The 18,205-nt window shown below is 61.2% G+C and carries 15 protein-coding genes; 7 read left to right on the plus strand and 8 right to left on the minus strand.

The window, feature by feature from the left end:
- Positions 1–157 precede the first annotated feature (157 nt).
- The 6 genes from accC to gcbA form a co-directional block, all read right to left on the minus strand.
- Complete coding sequence (gene accC / locus F7R06_RS27160) at positions 158–1,516, minus strand: acetyl-CoA carboxylase biotin carboxylase subunit (protein ID WP_056852463.1); 1,359 nt, start codon at positions 1,514–1,516, stop codon at positions 158–160.
- A gap of 17 nt (positions 1,517–1,533) precedes the next feature.
- The gene (gene accB / locus F7R06_RS27165) at positions 1,534–2,001 is read right to left on the minus strand and encodes an acetyl-CoA carboxylase biotin carboxyl carrier protein (RefSeq protein WP_090328691.1); all 468 of its coding nucleotides are present in this window, start codon (positions 1,999–2,001) and stop codon (positions 1,534–1,536) included.
- A gap of 48 nt (positions 2,002–2,049) precedes the next feature.
- Positions 2,050–2,502 carry a type II 3-dehydroquinate dehydratase gene (gene aroQ, locus F7R06_RS27170; protein WP_090328693.1) on the minus strand — a complete coding sequence of 151 codons (453 nt, stop codon included), beginning with the start codon at positions 2,500–2,502 and terminating at the stop codon, positions 2,050–2,052.
- A gap of 132 nt (positions 2,503–2,634) precedes the next feature.
- On the minus strand, positions 2,635–4,377 hold the full coding sequence (locus F7R06_RS27175) for a protein-disulfide reductase DsbD (RefSeq protein WP_090328695.1): 1,743 nt from the start codon (positions 4,375–4,377) through the stop codon (positions 2,635–2,637).
- A gap of 165 nt (positions 4,378–4,542) precedes the next feature.
- Positions 4,543–6,489, minus strand: a complete 1,947-nt coding sequence (locus F7R06_RS27180) for a methyl-accepting chemotaxis protein (RefSeq protein ID WP_090328699.1) — start codon at positions 6,487–6,489, stop codon at positions 4,543–4,545.
- A 50-nt stretch (positions 6,490–6,539) separates the two neighbouring features.
- Complete coding sequence (gene gcbA / locus F7R06_RS27185; protein ID WP_090328702.1) at positions 6,540–8,210, minus strand: diguanylate cyclase GcbA; 1,671 nt, start codon at positions 8,208–8,210, stop codon at positions 6,540–6,542.
- A 515-nt stretch (positions 8,211–8,725) separates the two neighbouring features.
- Between gcbA and F7R06_RS27190 the strand changes: the two genes are divergently transcribed.
- From F7R06_RS27190 to F7R06_RS27220, 7 genes are all read left to right on the plus strand, one after another.
- Positions 8,726–9,793 carry a DUF2333 family protein gene (locus tag F7R06_RS27190; protein ID WP_090328704.1) on the plus strand — a complete coding sequence of 356 codons (1,068 nt, stop codon included), beginning with the start codon at positions 8,726–8,728 and terminating at the stop codon, positions 9,791–9,793.
- A gap of 3 nt (positions 9,794–9,796) precedes the next feature.
- Entirely contained in the window at positions 9,797–10,354 is a 558-nt protein-coding gene (locus F7R06_RS27195) for an NUDIX hydrolase (protein WP_090328707.1), read from the plus strand.
- A gap of 278 nt (positions 10,355–10,632) precedes the next feature.
- Positions 10,633–11,004 carry a translation initiation factor Sui1 gene (locus F7R06_RS27200; RefSeq protein WP_090328709.1) on the plus strand — a complete coding sequence of 124 codons (372 nt, stop codon included), beginning with the start codon at positions 10,633–10,635 and terminating at the stop codon, positions 11,002–11,004.
- A gap of 218 nt (positions 11,005–11,222) precedes the next feature.
- Positions 11,223–13,136: an arginine decarboxylase gene (gene speA, locus F7R06_RS27205; RefSeq protein WP_090328711.1), complete on the plus strand. Its 1,914-nt coding sequence runs from the start codon at positions 11,223–11,225 to the stop codon at positions 13,134–13,136.
- A gap of 231 nt (positions 13,137–13,367) precedes the next feature.
- Positions 13,368–14,690 carry a contractile injection system protein, VgrG/Pvc8 family gene (locus F7R06_RS27210; RefSeq protein ID WP_090328712.1) on the plus strand — a complete coding sequence of 441 codons (1,323 nt, stop codon included), beginning with the start codon at positions 13,368–13,370 and terminating at the stop codon, positions 14,688–14,690.
- Positions 14,687–15,487 carry a DUF4123 domain-containing protein gene (locus F7R06_RS27215; RefSeq protein WP_090328714.1) on the plus strand — a complete coding sequence of 267 codons (801 nt, stop codon included), beginning with the start codon at positions 14,687–14,689 and terminating at the stop codon, positions 15,485–15,487. The genes F7R06_RS27210 and F7R06_RS27215 overlap by 4 nt, the downstream gene beginning before the upstream one ends.
- Before the next feature lie 14 nt (positions 15,488–15,501).
- On the plus strand, positions 15,502–16,377 hold the full coding sequence (locus F7R06_RS27220) for an alpha/beta hydrolase (RefSeq protein ID WP_090328716.1): 876 nt from the start codon (positions 15,502–15,504) through the stop codon (positions 16,375–16,377).
- Here F7R06_RS27220 and F7R06_RS27225 read toward each other — a convergent pair.
- Positions 16,371–17,717: an MATE family efflux transporter gene (locus F7R06_RS27225; protein ID WP_090328719.1), complete on the minus strand. Its 1,347-nt coding sequence runs from the start codon at positions 17,715–17,717 to the stop codon at positions 16,371–16,373. The two genes, F7R06_RS27220 and F7R06_RS27225, sit on opposite strands and share 7 nt — an antisense overlap.
- Before the next feature lie 74 nt (positions 17,718–17,791).
- Complete coding sequence (locus F7R06_RS27230; RefSeq protein WP_090328721.1) at positions 17,792–18,085, minus strand: hypothetical protein; 294 nt, start codon at positions 18,083–18,085, stop codon at positions 17,792–17,794.
- Positions 18,086–18,205 lie beyond the last annotated feature (120 nt).

Below are 18,205 nucleotides of genomic sequence, written 5' to 3' on the forward strand. Positions count from 1 at the left end.
GGGAACAGGCTGGTCTGGCTGCGGGGCTCTCCCTGGATGTAGGCCATAACGAAAAATGCTCCGTATCTTTCGATACGGAGCATTTTCTTTGAGCGCTGCGCAGATTGCTAGGTTTTCACACAGTCTGCGAAGGCGGCTTTGTTGTTCGGGTCGAAGCTTAGTGCTTCTCGCCTGCCAGCTTGTGCTCGAGGTAGTGAATGTTCACGCCCCCTTTGCAGAAGCCTTCATCGCGGGTCAGGTCGCGGTGCAGCGGGATGTTGGTCTTGATCCCGTCGACCACGATTTCGTCCAGCGCATTGCGCATGCGCGCCATGGCTTCGTCACGGGTTGCGCCGTAGGTGATCAGCTTGCCGATCAACGAATCGTAGTTCGGCGGAACGGCATAACCACTGTACAGGTGCGAGTCGACGCGAACGCCGTTGCCGCCTGGAGCGTGGAAATGCTTGACCGTGCCAGGGCTTGGCATGAAGGTTTTCGGGTCTTCGGCGTTGATCCGGCATTCCAGTGCGTGACCGCGGATGACCACGTCATCCTGGGTGAACGACAGCTTGTTGCCGGCGGCGATGCTCAGCATCTCCTTGACGATGTCGATACCGGTGACCATTTCCGAAACCGGGTGCTCTACCTGGACACGAGTGTTCATCTCGATGAAGTAGAAGCGACCGTTTTCGTACAGGAACTCGAAAGTGCCTGCGCCACGGTAACCGATGTCGATGCACGCCTTGACGCAGCGGGCGAAGACTTCCTGGCGAGCCTTCTCGTCGATGCCCGGTGCCGGCGCTTCTTCGAGAACTTTCTGGTGACGGCGTTGCAGCGAGCAGTCACGGTCGCCCAGATGGATGGCGTTGCCCTGGCCGTCGGACAGCACCTGAACTTCCACGTGACGTGGGTTGGTCAGGAATTTTTCCAGATAGACCATCGGGTTGCCGAACGCTGCGCCCGCTTCGGAGCGGGTCAGTTTCGCCGAGGAAATCAGGTCTTCTTCCTTGTGCACGACGCGCATGCCGCGACCACCGCCGCCGCCAGCGGCTTTGATGATCACCGGGTAACCGACTTCGCGGCCGATGCGCAGAGCGGTTTCTTCGTCTTCCGGCAGCGGGCCGTCGGAACCAGGAACAGTCGGTACGCCAGCGGCGATCATCGCGTGCTTGGCCGAAACCTTGTCGCCCATCAGGCGGATGGTTTCGGCTTTCGGACCGATGAAGGCGAAGCCGGAGTTCTCGACCTGTTCGGCAAAGTCGGCGTTTTCCGCGAGGAAACCGTAGCCTGGGTGAATGGCGGTGGCGCCGGTCACTTCGGCCGCGGCGATGATTGCCGGGATGTGCAGGTAAGAGTGGGCAGCCGATGCCGGACCGATGCAGACGGATTCGTCTGCCAGGCCCAGGTGCATCAGTTCCTTGTCAGCCTTGGAATAAACGGCGACGGTCTTGATGCCCATCTCTTTGCAGGCGCGCAGAATCCGCAGTGCGATCTCACCGCGGTTGGCGATCAGAACTTTTTCCAACTTCGCAGTCATCAAAGGCTCTCCGCGGTTCAAACGATGGTGAACAGCGGTTGGTCGTACTCAACCGGCTGGCCGTCTTCGACGAGGATGGATTCGATCACACCGCTGGTTTCAGCTTCGATGTGGTTCATCATCTTCATGGCTTCAACGATGCACAGGGTGTCGCCTTTCTTCACGGTCTGGCCGACTTCAACGAAGGACGGCGAAGTTGGCGAAGACTTGCGATAGAACGTACCGACCATCGGCGAACGGGCAACGGTGCCGTTCAGCGCTGGTGCGGCCGGAGCAGCTGCTGGGGCGGCAGCGGCAGCCGGAGCGGCGGCAGCGGCAGGCGCGGCAGCCGGAGCATGCATTGGAGCCGGTGCATAGTACTGCTGAGCCGGGGTCTTGCTATGACGGCTGATGCGTACGGACTCTTCGCCTTCCTTGATCTCGAGCTCGTCGATGCCGGACTCTTCCAGCAATTCGATCAGTTTCTTAACTTTACGGATATCCATGAATCATCAACTCCCAAGGGTCGGTCAGGGGCGTTTAACGCTTGTTGTTCAAGCTGTTGCCTGTTTTTCAAGCTGCTCTAGGGCGGCCTCCAGGGCCAGTCGATAACCGCTGGCGCCAAGGCCGCAGATCACTCCCACCGCTACGTCGGAGAAGTAAGAGTGATGGCGGAAAGGTTCGCGTTTGTGCACGTTAGACAAATGCACTTCGATGAATGGGATGCTCACCGCCAGCAACGCGTCACGTAATGCGACACTTGTATGCGTAAAAGCTGCTGGGTTGATCAAAATGAAGTCCACGCCTTCGGTGCGAGCAGCGTGGATGCGGTCGATCAATTCGTACTCGGCATTGCTTTGCAGGTGCAGCAAATGGTGGCCGGCTTCACGGGCCCGGCGTTCCAGGTCCTGGTTGATCTGCGCCAGCGTCGTGGCGCCGTAGGTGCCCGGTTCACGGGTGCCAAGCAAGTTCAGGTTGGGTCCGTGCAGAACCAGTAGGGTCGCCATCGGCTGTTCCTTTGTTATCCGTGTGCAGTTGTCAGAACCCGGCGACTATGCCGCAAAGCCTTTGTGACTGTCCAGTTCTCTGCAATAGGCAGCACGATGACCGATGTTTGCGCGAAATATATGACCGCTTGATTAAATCCGGTCATTAGCCCTGGCGACACGTTCGGCGAAGTCCGCCGCATTGATCTCGCCGATCACCCGCACTTCGGCACGCTCGACGCCGTCCTTGCCGAAAAACATCAGTGCCGGAGGCCCGAACAGTTTGTAGCGGTCGAGCAGGGTGCGTTGCTCGGCATTGCTGGCGGTGATGTCGAAACGAATCAGCCGATAGCCCTTGAGCCGTTCAACCACGGTGGCGTCGTTGAGCACTTCGTGTTCGATGACTTTGCAGCTGATGCACCAGTCGGCGTACCAGTCGAGCAGCAAAGGGGTGCCGGAGGCGCGAGCTTCGGCGAGGACGCGGTCGAGGTCGGCCGGAGTGCTGACGGTTTGCCAGGCTCGGGTGTTTGGCGCGGTCTCGTTGGCAGCAATCGTGCGCGTCTGGCCGATCGGATTGAAAGGGTCGGTCTGACCGCTGAACGCGCCATACCAGCAGGCCAGCGCATAAAACAGCAGAAACATCCCGAGCAATTGACCCAGGCGTTTTCGAGGAGGTTTGTAGACGAACTCCAGTGCGCCCATGAACAGTCCGACGCCACCGGCCAGCAAACCGATCAACAGCAAGGTGATCTGCCCCGGCATGACGCGGCTGAGCAAACCGATCGCCAGCCCCAGCAGCAGCACGCCAATCGCGTTTTTCACGTAGATCAGCCAGGGGCCGCTCTTCGGCAACCAGGCAGCGCCGCCGGTGGCGACCAGTAACAGCGGGGCGCCCATGCCGAGGCCGAGCATGAACAGTTTCAGGCCGCCGCCCAAGGCATCGCCGCTGGCGCTGATGTAAAGCAGTGCGCCGGCCAGAGGTGCCGATACACAGGGCGAAACCAGCAGGCTGGAGACCACGCCCAGTACGGCGGCGCCCCACAATGAACCGCCTTCGGTGCGTCCGGCGATGCGATCGAGTCGGCTGCTGATCGCATGGGGCAACTTGAGTTCGAACACACCGAACATCGCCAGGGCGAACACGGCAAAAAACATCGCGAACGGCACCAGCACCCAGGCCGATTGCAGGCGTGCCTGCAGATTGAGCTGCGCGCCGAACATCCCCATCAATGCGCCCAGCAGGGCGAAGCAGGCGGCCATCGGCAGGACATACGCCAGTGACAGATTGAACCCGCGCCAGCCACCGACCTGGCCGCGCAACACCACACCGGAAAGGATCGGCAGCATGGGCAGTACGCAGGGGGTAAAGGTTAGGCCCAGGCCGGCGAGAAAGAACAGCACCAGTGCACGCCAGCCCCAGTCATGGGCTGGCGTTGCGCCGTCGCCGCTGATGCTCAGGCGTTCGGTCTCGGGTGGATAGCACAGACCTTTGTCCGCACAACCCTGGTAGGTCACGGCGAGGGTAAAGGCACGTTGGTCTGTGCGCGGCAGTTCGACGTCGAGAATGCCGTGATAGACCTCGACATCACCGAAGTACTCGTCGTGCTTTTGTTCGCCCTTGGGCAGCCGGGCGGGGCCGAGCGTGAGGTCGACCGGGTCGGCGCGGAACTGAAAGCGGTGGCGGTAGAGGTAATAACCCTCGGTGGCGACGAAGCGCAGCTTGATCGATTGCGGCGTGCTTTCCACCAGGCTGAGCTGGAAAGCCTCGCGCACCGGCAGGAAATCGGCGCTGTTGTTGATCGAGCCCAGCGTCGAACTGGGCCGATTCTCCAGCAGCCCGGTGGCGGTGGCCGGCAGGGCGAGCACTATAAGCAGCAGGCAGAGCAAACGGCGCATGACAATCTCGCGTATCGGAATTGGGGGCATGATAGCGGACGGCGGGCGGGTATGCAGGGCCAAGGATGGGGGTGATGACGCTATCGCGAGCAGGGTCGCTCACACGGGGGGATCTGCGGCGTACACAAATCAAACGTGTGCGAGCTTGCTCGCGAAGGTGATCTATCAGACGCGGAACGCCTGAACGGCCGTATGCAGTTGCCCGCCCAGCACCAGCAGGTTCTCCCCTTGTTCGCGCCCCTCGCCAATACGCAGCAAGTTATCCCCACCCAATTGGTGAATCCGCTCACTGTGATCGCGGATTTCGCTGACAGCGCCACTCTGCTGGGCGGTGACATCGGCAATGCGCACAGCTGTCTCGGAAATGGTCTGGATCGCTCCGACGATTTTATCCAGCGCGCCATCAGCCGCCTGGGCCTGGTTGGCGGTGGCTTCGGCGTGTTCGACCTGGGCGCGCATGCCTTCGACCGATTGCCGCGCGGCAGTTTGCAGGCCGGCGATCAGGGTTTGAATTTCTCCCGTGGCGCCGGCGGTGCGCTGTGCCAGAGAACGAACTTCTTCGGCCACCACGGCAAAGCCTCGCCCCATTTCCCCGGCGCGAGCGGCTTCGATGGCCGCGTTCAAGGCCAACAGATTGGTCTGGTCGGCAATCGAACGGATCACGGTTAAAACGCCGCCGATGGTGGCCGATTCCTCGGCCAGGTGTTCGATCATCTGCGCATTGCCCTGCACTTCACCCACCAGCGCATGCAGGCCGGTGAGGCTCAGGCCAATGACTTTTTGCCCGTGTGCGACGGCCTGGCCCGCGTGGCGGCTGGCATCGGCAGCCTGACTGGCATCGCCGGCCACTTGTTGAATGGTCGCTTCCAGTTCGCTCAGCGAGTCGCGAATCATTGCCGTGTCGCCGGCTTGATGTTCGGCACCGCTGTGCAGGTCGTTGCTCAGCTCGGCCAGGGTCCGGCTGCTACCGGCAACCTGCTCGGCGTTGAGGCGAATGGTGCCCACCAGGTCCACCAGGTAGGCGCGCAGACGATTGAGCGAAGCCTCGATGTCACGCAGTTCGCGGTTGGTCTTGCCCAGTTCAATGTTTCGGCTGAAATCGCCCTCGGCCCAGGTCGAGAGGGCCGGCGCCAGATTGGTCAGGGTCCGGGCCAGGCGTCGTTGCAGGGTGTCGATGAGCAGGGCGATCAGCAAAATCAGACCAATCATCACGCCTTGCATCAATCTCACTTCACTCTGGATCTGTCCGTGCTGGGCACGAACCACGGGTTCCAGGCCAGCGATGGCTTGCTGTACGGCGGCGATTTTCAGGTGGGTCGCTGTGCTGAGGTCGGCGCGTTTCTGGATCTGCTCGCGGGTGCGCGCCAGTTCCGCCGGGTAGCGGGTGAGGAGGCTGTTCAGTTCGCGCTTGAGGCCGACGCCGGCATCTTCGGCGACGGTTTTCTCGGTGTTCTCCAGGCCCATCATCGCGGCGAAGTCATCCGTATTCGATTCACCACGGGCGGCCACGCCCAGCAGCGGCAGGGTATCCAGTTGCTCAGCCTGGGTACGGATGCTGGCGACTTCGCGCTCCACATCGGCGGCCAGCTCACTACGACCGCTGCTGACCAGTTTGTCCCGGGCCAGGGACAGTTTGCCCAGGTGCTGGGAGGCGGCGAGCAACGGCGTCAGATAGGCAGCGTTGCCGCCGGCGTATTGGCTGAGTTGATCAAGGCTGGCGCTCAATTCCCGTTCGGCTTGCAGCAGCAGGGCTTGGGGGGCGCCGGCGAGTTTGCCGGCGGCCAGCAGATCGGTTTTACTGAATTCGTCCAGGGTCGACAGGCTGGGACGCAAAGTTTCGGCCAGGGCTGGCGGCAATTCGCCGAGTTCTTTTTGCAGGCCGTCGATGGCCTGGCTGGCGCTGCTCAAGCGCACGGCATCGCCGCTGGCGAGGTAATCCTCGACGTTGCGCGCGACTTCATTTTGAAACTGCTGGGATAGGCCGAGGTAACGCTCCATTAACAGGTAAGGGCGTTCGAGGGCTTTTTGCGACCACCAGAGCGTGGCGCCAAGGGCGACGCAGACGGCGACTAAAAGAAGGGTATTGAGATTGGTCAGCAGCTTCAGGCGCATCGTGTCTACCAACGTCAGAATGGTAAGCGCCTGAATTTATTGCGTTTCTGTTACAGGGTTATGACTGAGGGAGTGATTTGCGATGAAAAAGTGGCACTTTGCTTTGACGTCCTGGCCGCCTGCACGCGATTACGGCCGGCGTCTTTGGCTCGATACAGCGCCTCATCTGCCTGGCTGGCCATCAACAGGCTGTCCGAGTGTTCGCACCACTCGACCACCCCGGCACTGAAGGTGCACCAAAGATCATGGGGTTGAGCGGGGTAGTGAATTTCGGCAAACCGCTGACGTATTTCATCGAGGACCCGGTAGGCCGCTTCAAGGTCAGTGTCGGGCATGACGATGGCGAACTCTTCGCCGCCATACCGGCCGATGAAGTCGGTCTTGCGCAACCGTTGCTTGAGGAACAGCGCCAGGCTCTTGATCACGCGGTCGCCCATGGGGTGGCCGTGGCTGTCATTGACCCGTTTGAAGTGGTCGATGTCGAGCATGGCAAAGCTCAGCGGCTTGTTCTCGCGTCGGGCGCGGAACGAGCAGTCTTCGAGCAATTGCAGGATGTGGGTGTGGTTGTACAAGCCGGTGAGGCTGTCGCGGACCATCCGTGCCTTGAGGTTGCGTGCCCGAGCCGCCCGATTGCGCACCGTGGTGATCAGGTGCCGGGGCTTGATCGGTTTGGTCAGGAAGTCGTCGCCGCCTTCGCTCATGGCGTCGAGTTGCTTGTCCAGGTCATCCTCGGCCGACAGATAAATGATCGGCACGCTGACATACCGGTCGTTGTGGCGAATTACCTTGGCCAGTTCCGTGCCTGTGCAGGCTGGCATGTACATGTCGAGGATGATCAGGTCCGGTTGAAAGTCCGCCAGCTCGGCCATGGCCTGGATCGGCTCGATCAAGGTCCGGGTGACGATCCCTGCACTATTAAGGAGGCGTTCGGTGTGCAGTGCCTGGGCGCGGGAATCGTCGATGATCAGCACTTTATAAGGTTCGTACTGGGCGACGCAGGTCAGGACTTCGATTTTCTCCAGCAGGCTCGAGGCTTCGAGGGTGCCGGTGAGAAACTCCTGACCACCGGCCCGCACGGCGGCCAGGCGGGTCGGGGTGTCGGTTTCGTGCAGGCTGAAGAACAACAGCGGTAAACGATGATCGAGGCCTGCCTGGGCTTCGGCGGCCAGTTGCAGGCCAATGCCGGGGCCGCTGAAATCCACATCCATGACTATCGCCGCCGGCAGGCGCTCGACCATCGAGGAGCGAAACGCCGCCACACTGTCCAGGGACTGGGCGCTGAGACCAAAGAACTCAAGCTGTTTGGCCAGGCGTTCGCCACGGTCATGATCCTGCAGCATCACGTAGATCGGCTTGCGCAGAGGCGGCAGGAAGGTTTGGTCGAGTTGATCGCCATGGCGCAGGCCGGTGCGCGACAGGCGCTGCATCAAACGGTTGAGGTCGGTGATCAGGCCGCTGCTCAGGCGTCCGCGATTGGCGTCGACAGCCTCCAGCGACTGGCTGATATGGCGTGCCAGTTGCGTGTGTTCCGGTTGCTCGAAACGTTCGGCAAAACGCAGCAGGCGCAGATTGGCCTCGCTCAGTTCCGACAGGTCGCTGATCGACCACTCGCTGCGCTGCAGACGCTGCCATATCTCAAGAATCTGACGTGCTTGATGAATTACCCGCTGGGCAAAGTGATGCTTGAGGCGCTCGCGGCTGGGGTCTTCTGGCTCGGTCATATCCTGACTACTAGTTAGGGTGCACACTGAGGTCGACTGGTGGCTCTATGCTAGCACCTCTTTTCGATTGCATGAGTGTTGTCAGGCAATAATCTGCAAAGCACCTCCATTCAGTTTGTGACTGTGTGGTCTTTAATTGGATGGCTGTTCTCGTGAAGGCCTTTTGAATCGGGGCTTTCAGGGTTTTTCCGGGTTGGCGTGGTGCCGGCTCCAGATGGTTTATCAGCCTTGCCCGGCAGGGATTCGCGGCGTATCGACGGGGTGAATTGACGATGATTTTCGTTTTTCGGGGGTAGGGGAATCCCCTAGAGGCTTTCTGTCAGGTCCTGGGCCGTCGTCGCTAAAAACAACCGTTCAATACCGGGTCCTCACTGTCAGCGTCCGGCAGACCCTGGTTTTTCGCATGCGGGGCGACTAATTTTCAGCATCAACCCAACGGCGGGTGCCGGGCCAAGGCACGTTGTTGTATGGTTGTGGTCGAACCAATGAACCCAAGTGATTGAAAGGATATCGCCATGCTGGACTGGAAGAACCGCGCCGGTAGCGCGCCTGAACGTGCCGCTGAACCGAAGTCGGCTACCCGCAGTTATCTGGGCGGTCTGTTGTTCAGCCGGGCGCTGGCCACACTGCTGGCCATCTACCTGCTGGTGACGGGCATCCTGGGCTGGTATTGGAGCGAGGAGCCCGCCTTGTTTCCGGTGCAGCAGAATGCGCAAATGGCGGCCGAGAAAGAAGGCAAGCAGATGGTGGTCGGCTATACCACAGTCGAAACCCTCAAGACCGTAGCCGGGACATTGCTGAACAAGCCGGGCGGCTACATTTCCAATGATCGTTTCCCGCCGGGCCTGTGGATGGACAACATGCCGAGCTGGGAATATGGCGTGCTGGTGCAAGTGCGCGATCTGACCCGTGCATTGCGCAAAGACTTCGCCCGTTCGCAATCGCAGTCCGCTGAAGACGCCGATCTGGCGAAGGCCGAGCCGCGTTTCAACTTCGACAATAAAAGCTGGGTGCTGCCATCCAGTGAGTCCGAGTACCAGGAAGGCATCAATTCCCTGAGTCGCTATCAGGCGCGTCTGTCGGATCCGAACCAGAAAACCGCGCTGTTCTATGCCCGTGCCGACAACCTGAACAACTGGCTGGGCGACGTCGGGACTCGTCTGGGTTCGCTGTCGCAACGCCTGTCGGCCAGTGTCGGCCGGGTCAAGCTCAACACGTCGTTGAAGACTGAGGTTGTGGTGCCGGGTGTGGCGCCGCAAGTCGACGAGGAAATCGTCGAGACCCCGTGGATGCAGATCGATAACGTGTTCTACGAAGCCCGCGGTCAGGCCTGGGCGTTGTCGCACTTGCTGCGCGCCATCGAGGTCGACTTCGCCGATGTACTGGCGAAGAAGAACGCCACGGTCAGCGTGCGTCAGATCATCCGTGAGCTGGAAGCTTCGCAGGAACCGGTATGGAGCCCGATGATCCTCAATGGCAGCGGCTTCGGCGTGCTGGCCAACCACTCGTTGGTCATGGCCAACTACATCTCCCGCGCTAATGCGGCGGTGATCGATTTGCGTCAACTGCTGAATCAGGGCTGAGTCATGGTCGATAGTGCCAAGGAGGCTGCCCACCGTGCAGCCTCGGATGCGGAACAGATTGCCTGGGTCGACGAGCAGGACAACCTGCTCGGTGCCCTGGTCCGTGCCGATCTGCGCGAGCGCGGACTGATCGGGCGGGGCACCTACATCATGCTGTTCAACTCCGCCGGTGAGCTTTGCGTGCACCGGCGTACCCTGAGCAAGGCGATTTATCCCGGATATTGGGACGTGGCGGCGGGCGGCATGGTGCTGGCCACCGAAAGCTATGCCGAGTCGGCGGCCCGCGAGCTGGAAGAAGAGCTCGGCGTGAGCGGCGTGGAACTGACCGCCCATGACCATTTCTTCTTCGAGGACACTGGCAACCGTCTCTGGTGTTCGGCGTTTTCGGCGGTGTGGGACGGCCCTTTGATCCTGCAACCGGAGGAGGTGCTTGAGGCACGTTTCCTGCCGATCGTCGACGTGCTTCGGGAAATCGACGAAAAGCCTTATTGCCCGGACTCTTTGGCAGCGCTGAAACGCTATCTCAGGGCTCGCGGCGAAGACGTCGCAAAAGAGCTGTAAATTGGCGCCGATTGGCTCTTAGCAATCGGCGTTTTTGCCGTTACACTGCGCGACCTTTTGTAGGAGCGAGCCTGCTCGCGAAAAACGCAAGGACGACGCGTGCTGCCTGATGCCGATCGTCATCGTTGATGTCCATCGCTGCGATGCGGCGAACCGACAAGCCAGCTCCTGCAGTGATGTACTGTTTCATTAGCGCTGCCCCTGCCTGAGTGGGGCTTCGCGGTCGATAGCCTTCCCAAGTGCTGCGACCAGTCTTTGTCCTCCCAAGAGGATTGCCGGTGGCCAAAAAAGCCGCATCCTTCGCCGCCCTTGGTGGCCTGGTATTTTCCACCGACGCAGGTCGTCATTGCCCGGATTGCAGTAAACCGGTGGACGCCTGCATCTGCAAACAGACCGTTATCCCGGCCGGCGACGGCATTGCTCGCGTGCGTCGCGAAAGCAAGGGTCGTGGCGGCAAGACGGTGACGACCATCACTGGCGTGCCGCTGGCCGAAGATGCGCTCAAGGAGCTGGCGACTACATTGAAGAAACGATGTGGCACCGGCGGGGCGTTGAAAGACGGGGTCATTGAAATCCAGGGCGATCATGTCGAGCTACTGTTGGCCGAATTGATCAAGCAAGGTTTCAAAGCGAAGAAGTCCGGCGGCTAGCAGCCTCTGTGAAAACCACCTGCGGCTTGATCCAGTCCTGATGGCCTTCAGGTCTGGCGTCGTTACCATGGTTTTCACAGAGCCTGTTCATGACCGGTTTCTAAACTCACTGCGGTCGGCGGGGTCTATTCCTCGTTGACGAACCGTCATTTTCATTCTTTAGACTGCGCCGGCCTGAATCCAGGCGACGCACCATGACTTCTTTATAGGGGACTTCGATGTCCGTACGACGCACACGCAAAGACGATGGCAGCCAATGGACAGTTGCGGACAGCCGCAGTGTTTACGGGATTCGCCATTGGGGGGCCGGGTATTTCGCGATCAACGACGCCGGTCGCGTCGAAGTTCGTCCGAACGGCCCGAGCAGCTCGCCTATCGATCTGTTCGAGCAGGTCGACCAGCTGCGTAAAAGCGGCTTGTCCTTGCCGCTGCTGGTACGGTTCCCGGACATTCTGCAAGACCGCGTGCGTCAGCTGACCGGCGCGTTCGACGCCAACATCGAGCGCCTGGAATACCAGAGCAAGTACACCGCGCTGTACCCGATCAAGGTGAACCAGCAGGAAGCGGTGATCGAAAACATCATCGCCACGCAGAACGTATCCATTGGTCTGGAAGCGGGCTCCAAGCCCGAGTTGCTGGCGGTGCTGGCACTGGCGCCAAAGGGTGGCACCATCGTCTGCAACGGCTACAAGGACCGTGAGTTCATTCGTCTGGCGCTGATGGGCCAGAAGCTCGGGCACAACGTGTTCATCGTGATCGAGAAAGAATCCGAAGTCGGCCTGGTGATCGAAGAAGCGGCGTCGCTGAAGGTCAAGCCGCAGGTTGGTCTGCGCGTGCGCCTGTCGTCCCTGGCGTCGAGCAAATGGGCCGATACCGGTGGCGAGAAGTCCAAGTTCGGTCTGTCGGCGGCGCAACTGCTGTCGGTGGTCGAGCGTTTCCGTGCGGCCGGCCTGGATCAGGGCATTCGCCTGCTGCACTTTCACATGGGTTCGCAGATCGCCAACCTGGCGGACTACCAGCACGGTTTCAAGGAAGCGATCCGCTACTACGGCGAGCTGCGCAACCTTGGCCTGCCGGTGGATCACATCGACGTCGGAGGTGGCCTGGGTGTCGACTACGACGGTACGCACTCGCGTAACGCCAGTTCGATCAACTACGACATGGATGACTACGCCGGTGTCGTGGTCGGGATGCTCAAGGAATTCTGCGATGCGCAGAGCCTGCCGCACCCGCACATCTTCTCTGAAAGCGGCCGCTCGCTGACCGCGCACCACGCGATGCTGGTGGTGCAGGTGACCGACGTCGAGAAGCACAACGACGACGTGCCGCAGATCGAGAATAAAGAAGCGCTGCCGGAGACCGTGCAGTGGCTGGTGGACTTGCTGGGTCCGACCGACATCGAGATGGTCACCGAAACCTACTGGCGCGCCACGCACTACATGAGCGATGTCGCCTCGCAGTACGCCGACGGCAAGCTGACCCTGGCCGAAAAGGCCCTGGCCGAGCAATGCTACTTCGCCGTGTGCCGTCGCCTGCACAACTCGCTGAAGGCGCGTCAGCGTTCCCACCGTCAGGTGCTGGACGAACTCAATGACAAGCTGGCCGACAAGTACATCTGCAACTTCTCGGTGTTCCAGAGCCTGCCGGACACCTGGGCCATCGACCAGGTCCTGCCGATCATCCCGCTGCATCGCCTCGACGAAGAGCCGATGCGTCGTGCGGTGCTGCAAGACCTGACCTGCGATTCCGACGGCAAGATCAACCAGTACGTCGATGAGCAGAGCATCGAAACCAGCCTGCCAGTGCACGCGTTGAACGAAGGCGAGGACTACCTGCTGGGCGTGTTCCTGGTCGGTGCCTACCAGGAAATTCTCGGCGACATGCACAACCTGTTCGGTGACACCGACTCGGTGAACATCTACCAGAACGCCGATGGCAGTGTGTATCACGCGGGTATCGAAACCCACGACACCATCGAAGACATGCTGCGTTACGTGCACTTGTCGCCGGAAGAGTTGATGACCCACTACCGCGACAAGTGCGCCAGTGCGCGCATCAGTTCCAGCGAGCGCACCCAGTTCCTCGATGCCTTGCGTCTGGGTCTGACCCGTTCGTCTTACCTCTCTTCTTGAGGTAAGCCCCGTTCTCATCAGGTTGTCTGAAAATTTTCCGTGCGCTTCGGAAATTTCAGATGACCTGGTGCGACATCTCTCTTTTTCCAGGCGAAAAAACCTGCGTCTTCGGTCATCAGGCCATTTAGTCCTCTTTTCGCGTAGGTCATTTCCTAAGTTGTACTGCGCCTCTCTACTCGGCCATGTCTCTCGGCGAGAATCCCCGGCCGCCCCTCCTGTAGAGAATCGCCGATGTTCGATCCAGTCAACGAACCCGCATTTCGTCTGGACGTAGCTGGTCTGTCCGACGCCTTAGAGGTCCTGGCCTTTACCGGTAGAGAATCCATCAGCGAGCCGTTCGTTTTTGACGTGGAGTTGCTGATCGATGACCTGACCCTTGACCTTTCCAGCCTGTTGTACCGTTCAGCCTCTTTGCACTTCGGGCCAGCGGGAAACTGCGTGCATGGCCAATTGCACGAGCTGGTCCAGCGTGACCATGGTCCGGCATCCAGGCTCTGTCATGTACGGCTGGGTCCACGGCTGGCTTGTCTTTCCCAGCGGTTCAGCCAACGCATCTTCAGCGCCCGCACGGTGCCGCAAATCCTTGATCAGGTGCTCAGGGAGCACGGTATCGTCGGCCAGGCACGCCGCTTCGAGTTGAGCGGCGATTACCCCGCCCGCGATTTCTGTACCCAATACCGCGAATCGGATCTGCAATTTGTCCAGCGCCTGTGCGCCCAGGAGCGGCTGCATTACCACTTCGAGCACGGGGCACGGGGGCATCGTGTGGTGATTGCCGATGGACACGGGCATTTTCGTCACGGCGATGCGGCGGTGTTCTGCGCGGATGGCCAGCAACCGGCCGTGCGTCGTCTCGAGGTGCAGCGATGCGCGGACAACGCGGCGCAGACTGTGCAGTGCCATACGGACCTGCCGACGCTGCGCAGCGGCCAGTTGATGCCGCTCGCCAGACATCCGGTTGCCGAGTGTAATCAACCGTGGCTACTGACCCATGTCGAGCATCAGGGCAGTCAGGACCCGAACGAGCCCTACAGCAACCAACTGCGCGCCATACGTTGGGAGGCGCCATTCGAGTCGTCCCATTCTGCGCAGAAACCGGCCATGCACAGCCTGCAGCGGGCGTGGGTGGTGGGTGTCGATGAATCCGCGCCTGATCCCGCGAGACCGGTGGCGGTGCAGTTTGACTGGCTGTACCAGGGCGAGGGCGCGGCCCCCAGTCACTGTTGGTTGCCGCTCGCGCCGGCGCTGGAGGCCGAGAATGTCACAGGGTTGAGTGAAGGCACTGAAGTGGTGGTGAGCTTTATTGAGGGGGGCCCGGATCAACCGTTGATCACCGGTTTTCTCCATCCGCCACAGTTGCTCGAAGAGGAAGAAATGCCCGTTTCGTTACCCCTCGATGATTGCCCGCCTGAGGGCGTAACGGACTGGTTGCGTTCCGGCGAGCCCTTGATGTTGCTTTGCCTGCTGCCCGGTGGCGGCAGTTTCAATCATTGCGCCCAGGCTTTCTGTGCCTGTCGGGCGGCGGCACGGCTTGGCCAGAGCGGTGCGGCATGATCGGCGTGGACACACCCGATTCGCTCCCGCAATGGTTGTTGCTGGATAAACCGGGCGCCCCGCAAACGGGCGCAATCCAGCAGCACCGGTTTGCTCACGCCCGGTGGTTCTGGTTGTTCGAAGGCACGGAGTGGCATGCGCTACGCAAGCAAGGTCCGGTGCTGATCGATCTGCGGACTTGCCCGGCTCTGGCCGAACTTTGTCAGCGCGAGGCGCCTTACTGGCGTGGATTGCTGTTGGGCAGCGAGGCGCCGGCGTCGGCCTTGCTGACGCACCTGCGACGCATGCTCACGGTCGGTTTCGGCGTGCATCACCGCGCCTTGCTGAGTTACTACAACCCTTGCACCGCCAGCTACTTCTTCGATGCCTGCGATGCCGGGGAACTGAGTCGCTGGCTGGGGCCGATCAGTCAGTTGTGCTGGTTCGGCGGCACCTGGGCGGACCGGGCAAACGGCAGCCAGGGCTGGCAACGGTTGCTCAATCCGGGGCTTGCAGTCAGCCCGCTGGCGATCGAGGAAGCACTCAGTGCCCATCAGAAGACAAGGCTGCAAACCTGCCTGCTGGAGCACCACACCTGGCAATGGTGCCAGTCCACCGGCACCGATTACCGCACGCTGTGGTCCCATCTCCAGGAAGGGCTGACACTGGGTTTCAGCGAGCGTGCGGTGCTCGATGGCTGGTTATGGCTACGCTTGCAGTACCCGGAGGCTGTGCCCGACCTGCCGCTACCGGGCGTCACTCAGAAAGAACGCCTCGAACGCCTGCGCAATCGTTGGCAAGACCAGCAACCCCGATAGAAGGTACGACACTGATGGCGAACAGGATCTGGCGGTTGATAGGGTTGATTGCGGGGGCTGTATCGCTGCTCGCGATAACGGCCTGTTCGCCGCTGAAAATGCTCAACGCCCTCACGCCCGATGGCACGTTCGACAGGACCGAGGGCATTGCCTATGGCAGCGATCCGCGGCAAAAGCTCGATGTCTATGTGCCGCATCATCCGATGGTCAATGCGCCGGTGGTGGTGTTTTTCTACGGTGGCAGCTGGAACAGTGGCTCACGCAGCGACTACAGCTTTGTCGGCGAGGCGCTGGCGTCCCGGGGAATGGTCGCGGTGCTGGCGGACTATCGGTTGTATCCGCAGGTGCGATATCCGCAGTTTCTCGAAGACGCCGCCGGGGCGGTGGCCTGGACCCATGATCACATCCGTCAATATGCCGGCAACCCGCAGCGTCTGTACCTGATGGGGCATAGTTCCGGAGCCTACAACGTCGCGATGCTGGCACTGGACCCCGGACTGCTGGGGGCGGTGGGCCTGTCGCCGCACGACCTCCGCGGCTGGATCGGTCTGGCCGGCCCTTATGATTTCCTGCCGATCAAGAATCCGGATGTGCGCCCGGTGTTTTTCTGGCCCGACTCACCGCCCCAATCGCAACCGATCAATCACGTCAGTCGCGGCGCACCGCCGGCGCTGTTGATGGCATCGACGGACGATGACGTGGTCAATCCGACGCGCAACACCGGCGGCCTGGCGCTCAAGCTGCGAGAGGCGGGTGTGCCCGTGCAGGATCTTTATTTCTCTCGCACCGGCCACGCCACGCTGGTGGCGGCGTTGTCGCGGCCCATGCGCGGGTTGGCGCCGGTGCTGGATGAGGTCACTTCGTTCGTCAGGGCAACCCCGCCTCAGTGAGCACGGGCGAACCAGCCATCGTTGCGCCGCAGACGCCAGGCAATGGCGCCCAGGGTCAGGCTGCGCAACACCATGAACAGCAGGAACGTTATCCACAGGCCATGGTTGCCAAAACCTTGCAACGCCCACCCGAACGGCACCAGCAAGGCCACCGTCAGCAGCATGCCGTTGCGCATTTCCCGGGCGCGGGTGGCGCCGATGAACAGGCCATCGAGCAGGTAGCTCCAGACCGCAATCAACGGCAGCGCCGCGAGATAGGGCAGATAGATGAACGCGGTGTCGCGCACACTTTGAATGTCGGTCTGCATCTCGATGAACAGATGCCCGGCAAACAGGAACAACGCGGCAAAACCGAGGCTCGCCAGCAACGACCAGCCGCAGGCCACCACCAATGAGCGGCGCAGGGCCTCACGGTCGCGAGCGCCGATGGCATGGCCGCACAGGGCTTCGACGGCATGGGCCAGACCATCCAGTGCATGAGCGGTCAGCAGCAGGCCGTTGAGCAACAGGGCGTTGGCGGCGACAGTGGCATCCCCCAGCCGTGCACCTTGCACCGTGATCAGAAAAAACACCGATTGCAGGGCCAGGCTGCGGATGAAGATATCGCGATTGACCGCCAACAGAGGTCGCCAGCTCTGCCATAGCGCCAGTGCAGCCCAGGCGATGTGGCCAGGATAGGCGCGCAGGGCCCGGCGGGTCATCAGCAGGCCGATCAGGGCGCCGGTCCACTCGGCAATGACCGATGCCCGGGCGGCACCGACCACACCCCATTCCAGACCGAGGACAAACCAGAGGTTCAGCGCGATGTTGACCAGATTGGTGCTCAGCAGAATCACCAGCGGCGCGCGGGCGTTCTGCGTGCCAAGGAACCAGCCGACCAGGGCGTAGCTGGCCAGCGCCGCTGGCAGGCCGAACAGCCGCGTATGGAAAAACACGCGGGTCATCTGGTCCAGTTCCGCCGACGGCTGCATGAAATGCAGAGCGATGCCACTCAACGGCACACCCAGCGCACCCAACACCACAGCCAGTCCCATGGCCAGCAACAGCCCTTGCAACAAGATCTGCCGCAAAGCCGCGCCATCGCGACGCCCGGCCGCCTGGGCGGCGAACCCGGTGGAGCCCATGCGCAGAAAACCCATGGCCCAGGCGAGAAAGGTATACAGGCTGGCCCCGACCGCCACGGCGCCGAGTTGATGGGCGTGGGGCAGATGGCCGATGACGGTGCTGTCGACCAGCGCCACCAGGGGAACGGAGATGTTCGAGAGAATCATCGGCGCAGCCAGCGCCCAGACCCGGCGATGGGTAGGGCGGTCGCGCCAGTCGGCGATCAGGTTGGACATGCGGGCTCCTTGAGGAGCGGGCATTGTAGCGACACATTTTGGATTGCCGCGATCCATTGTAGGAGTGGGGGGGCTTAGTGAACCACCCAGCTCAACAACCAGAGGCCCAGCATCAACCAGATGATCCCCATGATGAACGAGGCGTTCATGAACGCGCGGATCGCCGACCACAACACCACCAATCCCAGGATCAGCGTGGCGATGCTGATGATCGACGTGTCCATGCCCAGGGCGCGGGACAGGCCATCGACAAAATTGCTGCTGGCGCGGCTCATCATCTGGAACAAGCCGCTGAGGCCATCAACGATGAAACGGATGACTGAACCGAGGGCCTGGCCGAGCCATTCGAAAAAACCTTCTACCTGCATGGAATGAACGTCCTGATCAATGAGAGGCGGGTTGCCGGAGTTGAGCCTTGGGCTGTCGATTGCGGCACCGAGTTCCCCACAAGCATAGAGGGTTGTCCTGCAACTGTGGGAACGCCCCCA

Origin of the sequence: Pseudomonas moorei (assembly GCF_008801475.1) — a bacterium.
GTDB classification, from domain to species: domain Bacteria; phylum Pseudomonadota; class Gammaproteobacteria; order Pseudomonadales; family Pseudomonadaceae; genus Aquipseudomonas; species Aquipseudomonas moorei.

Bases quoted from the DNA above. Each gene is read 5' to 3' on its own strand.
- F7R06_RS27190 (WP_090328704.1), top strand. From the start codon at position 8,726: ATGCTGGACTGGAAGAACCGCGCCGGTAGCGCGCCTGAACGTGCCGCT.
- F7R06_RS27175 (WP_090328695.1), bottom strand. From the start codon at position 4,377: ATGCGCCGTTTGCTCTGCCTGCTGCTTATAGTGCTCGCCCTGCCGGCC.
- F7R06_RS27195 (WP_090328707.1), top strand. From the start codon at position 9,797: ATGGTCGATAGTGCCAAGGAGGCTGCCCACCGTGCAGCCTCGGATGCG.
- aroQ (WP_090328693.1), bottom strand. From the start codon at position 2,502: ATGGCGACCCTACTGGTTCTGCACGGACCCAACCTGAACTTGCTTGGC.
- gcbA (WP_090328702.1), bottom strand. From the start codon at position 8,210: ATGACCGAGCCAGAAGACCCCAGCCGCGAGCGCCTCAAGCATCACTTT.
- accC (WP_056852463.1), bottom strand. From the start codon at position 1,516: ATGACTGCGAAGTTGGAAAAAGTTCTGATCGCCAACCGCGGTGAGATC.
- F7R06_RS27210 (WP_090328712.1), top strand. From the start codon at position 13,368: ATGTTCGATCCAGTCAACGAACCCGCATTTCGTCTGGACGTAGCTGGT.
- F7R06_RS27215 (WP_090328714.1), top strand. From the start codon at position 14,687: ATGATCGGCGTGGACACACCCGATTCGCTCCCGCAATGGTTGTTGCTG.
- F7R06_RS27230 (WP_090328721.1), bottom strand. From the start codon at position 18,085: ATGCAGGTAGAAGGTTTTTTCGAATGGCTCGGCCAGGCCCTCGGTTCA.
- speA (WP_090328711.1), top strand. From the start codon at position 11,223: ATGTCCGTACGACGCACACGCAAAGACGATGGCAGCCAATGGACAGTT.
- F7R06_RS27180 (WP_090328699.1), bottom strand. From the start codon at position 6,489: ATGCGCCTGAAGCTGCTGACCAATCTCAATACCCTTCTTTTAGTCGCC.
- accB (WP_090328691.1), bottom strand. From the start codon at position 2,001: ATGGATATCCGTAAAGTTAAGAAACTGATCGAATTGCTGGAAGAGTCC.
- F7R06_RS27220 (WP_090328716.1), top strand. From the start codon at position 15,502: ATGGCGAACAGGATCTGGCGGTTGATAGGGTTGATTGCGGGGGCTGTA.
- F7R06_RS27225 (WP_090328719.1), bottom strand. From the start codon at position 17,717: ATGTCCAACCTGATCGCCGACTGGCGCGACCGCCCTACCCATCGCCGG.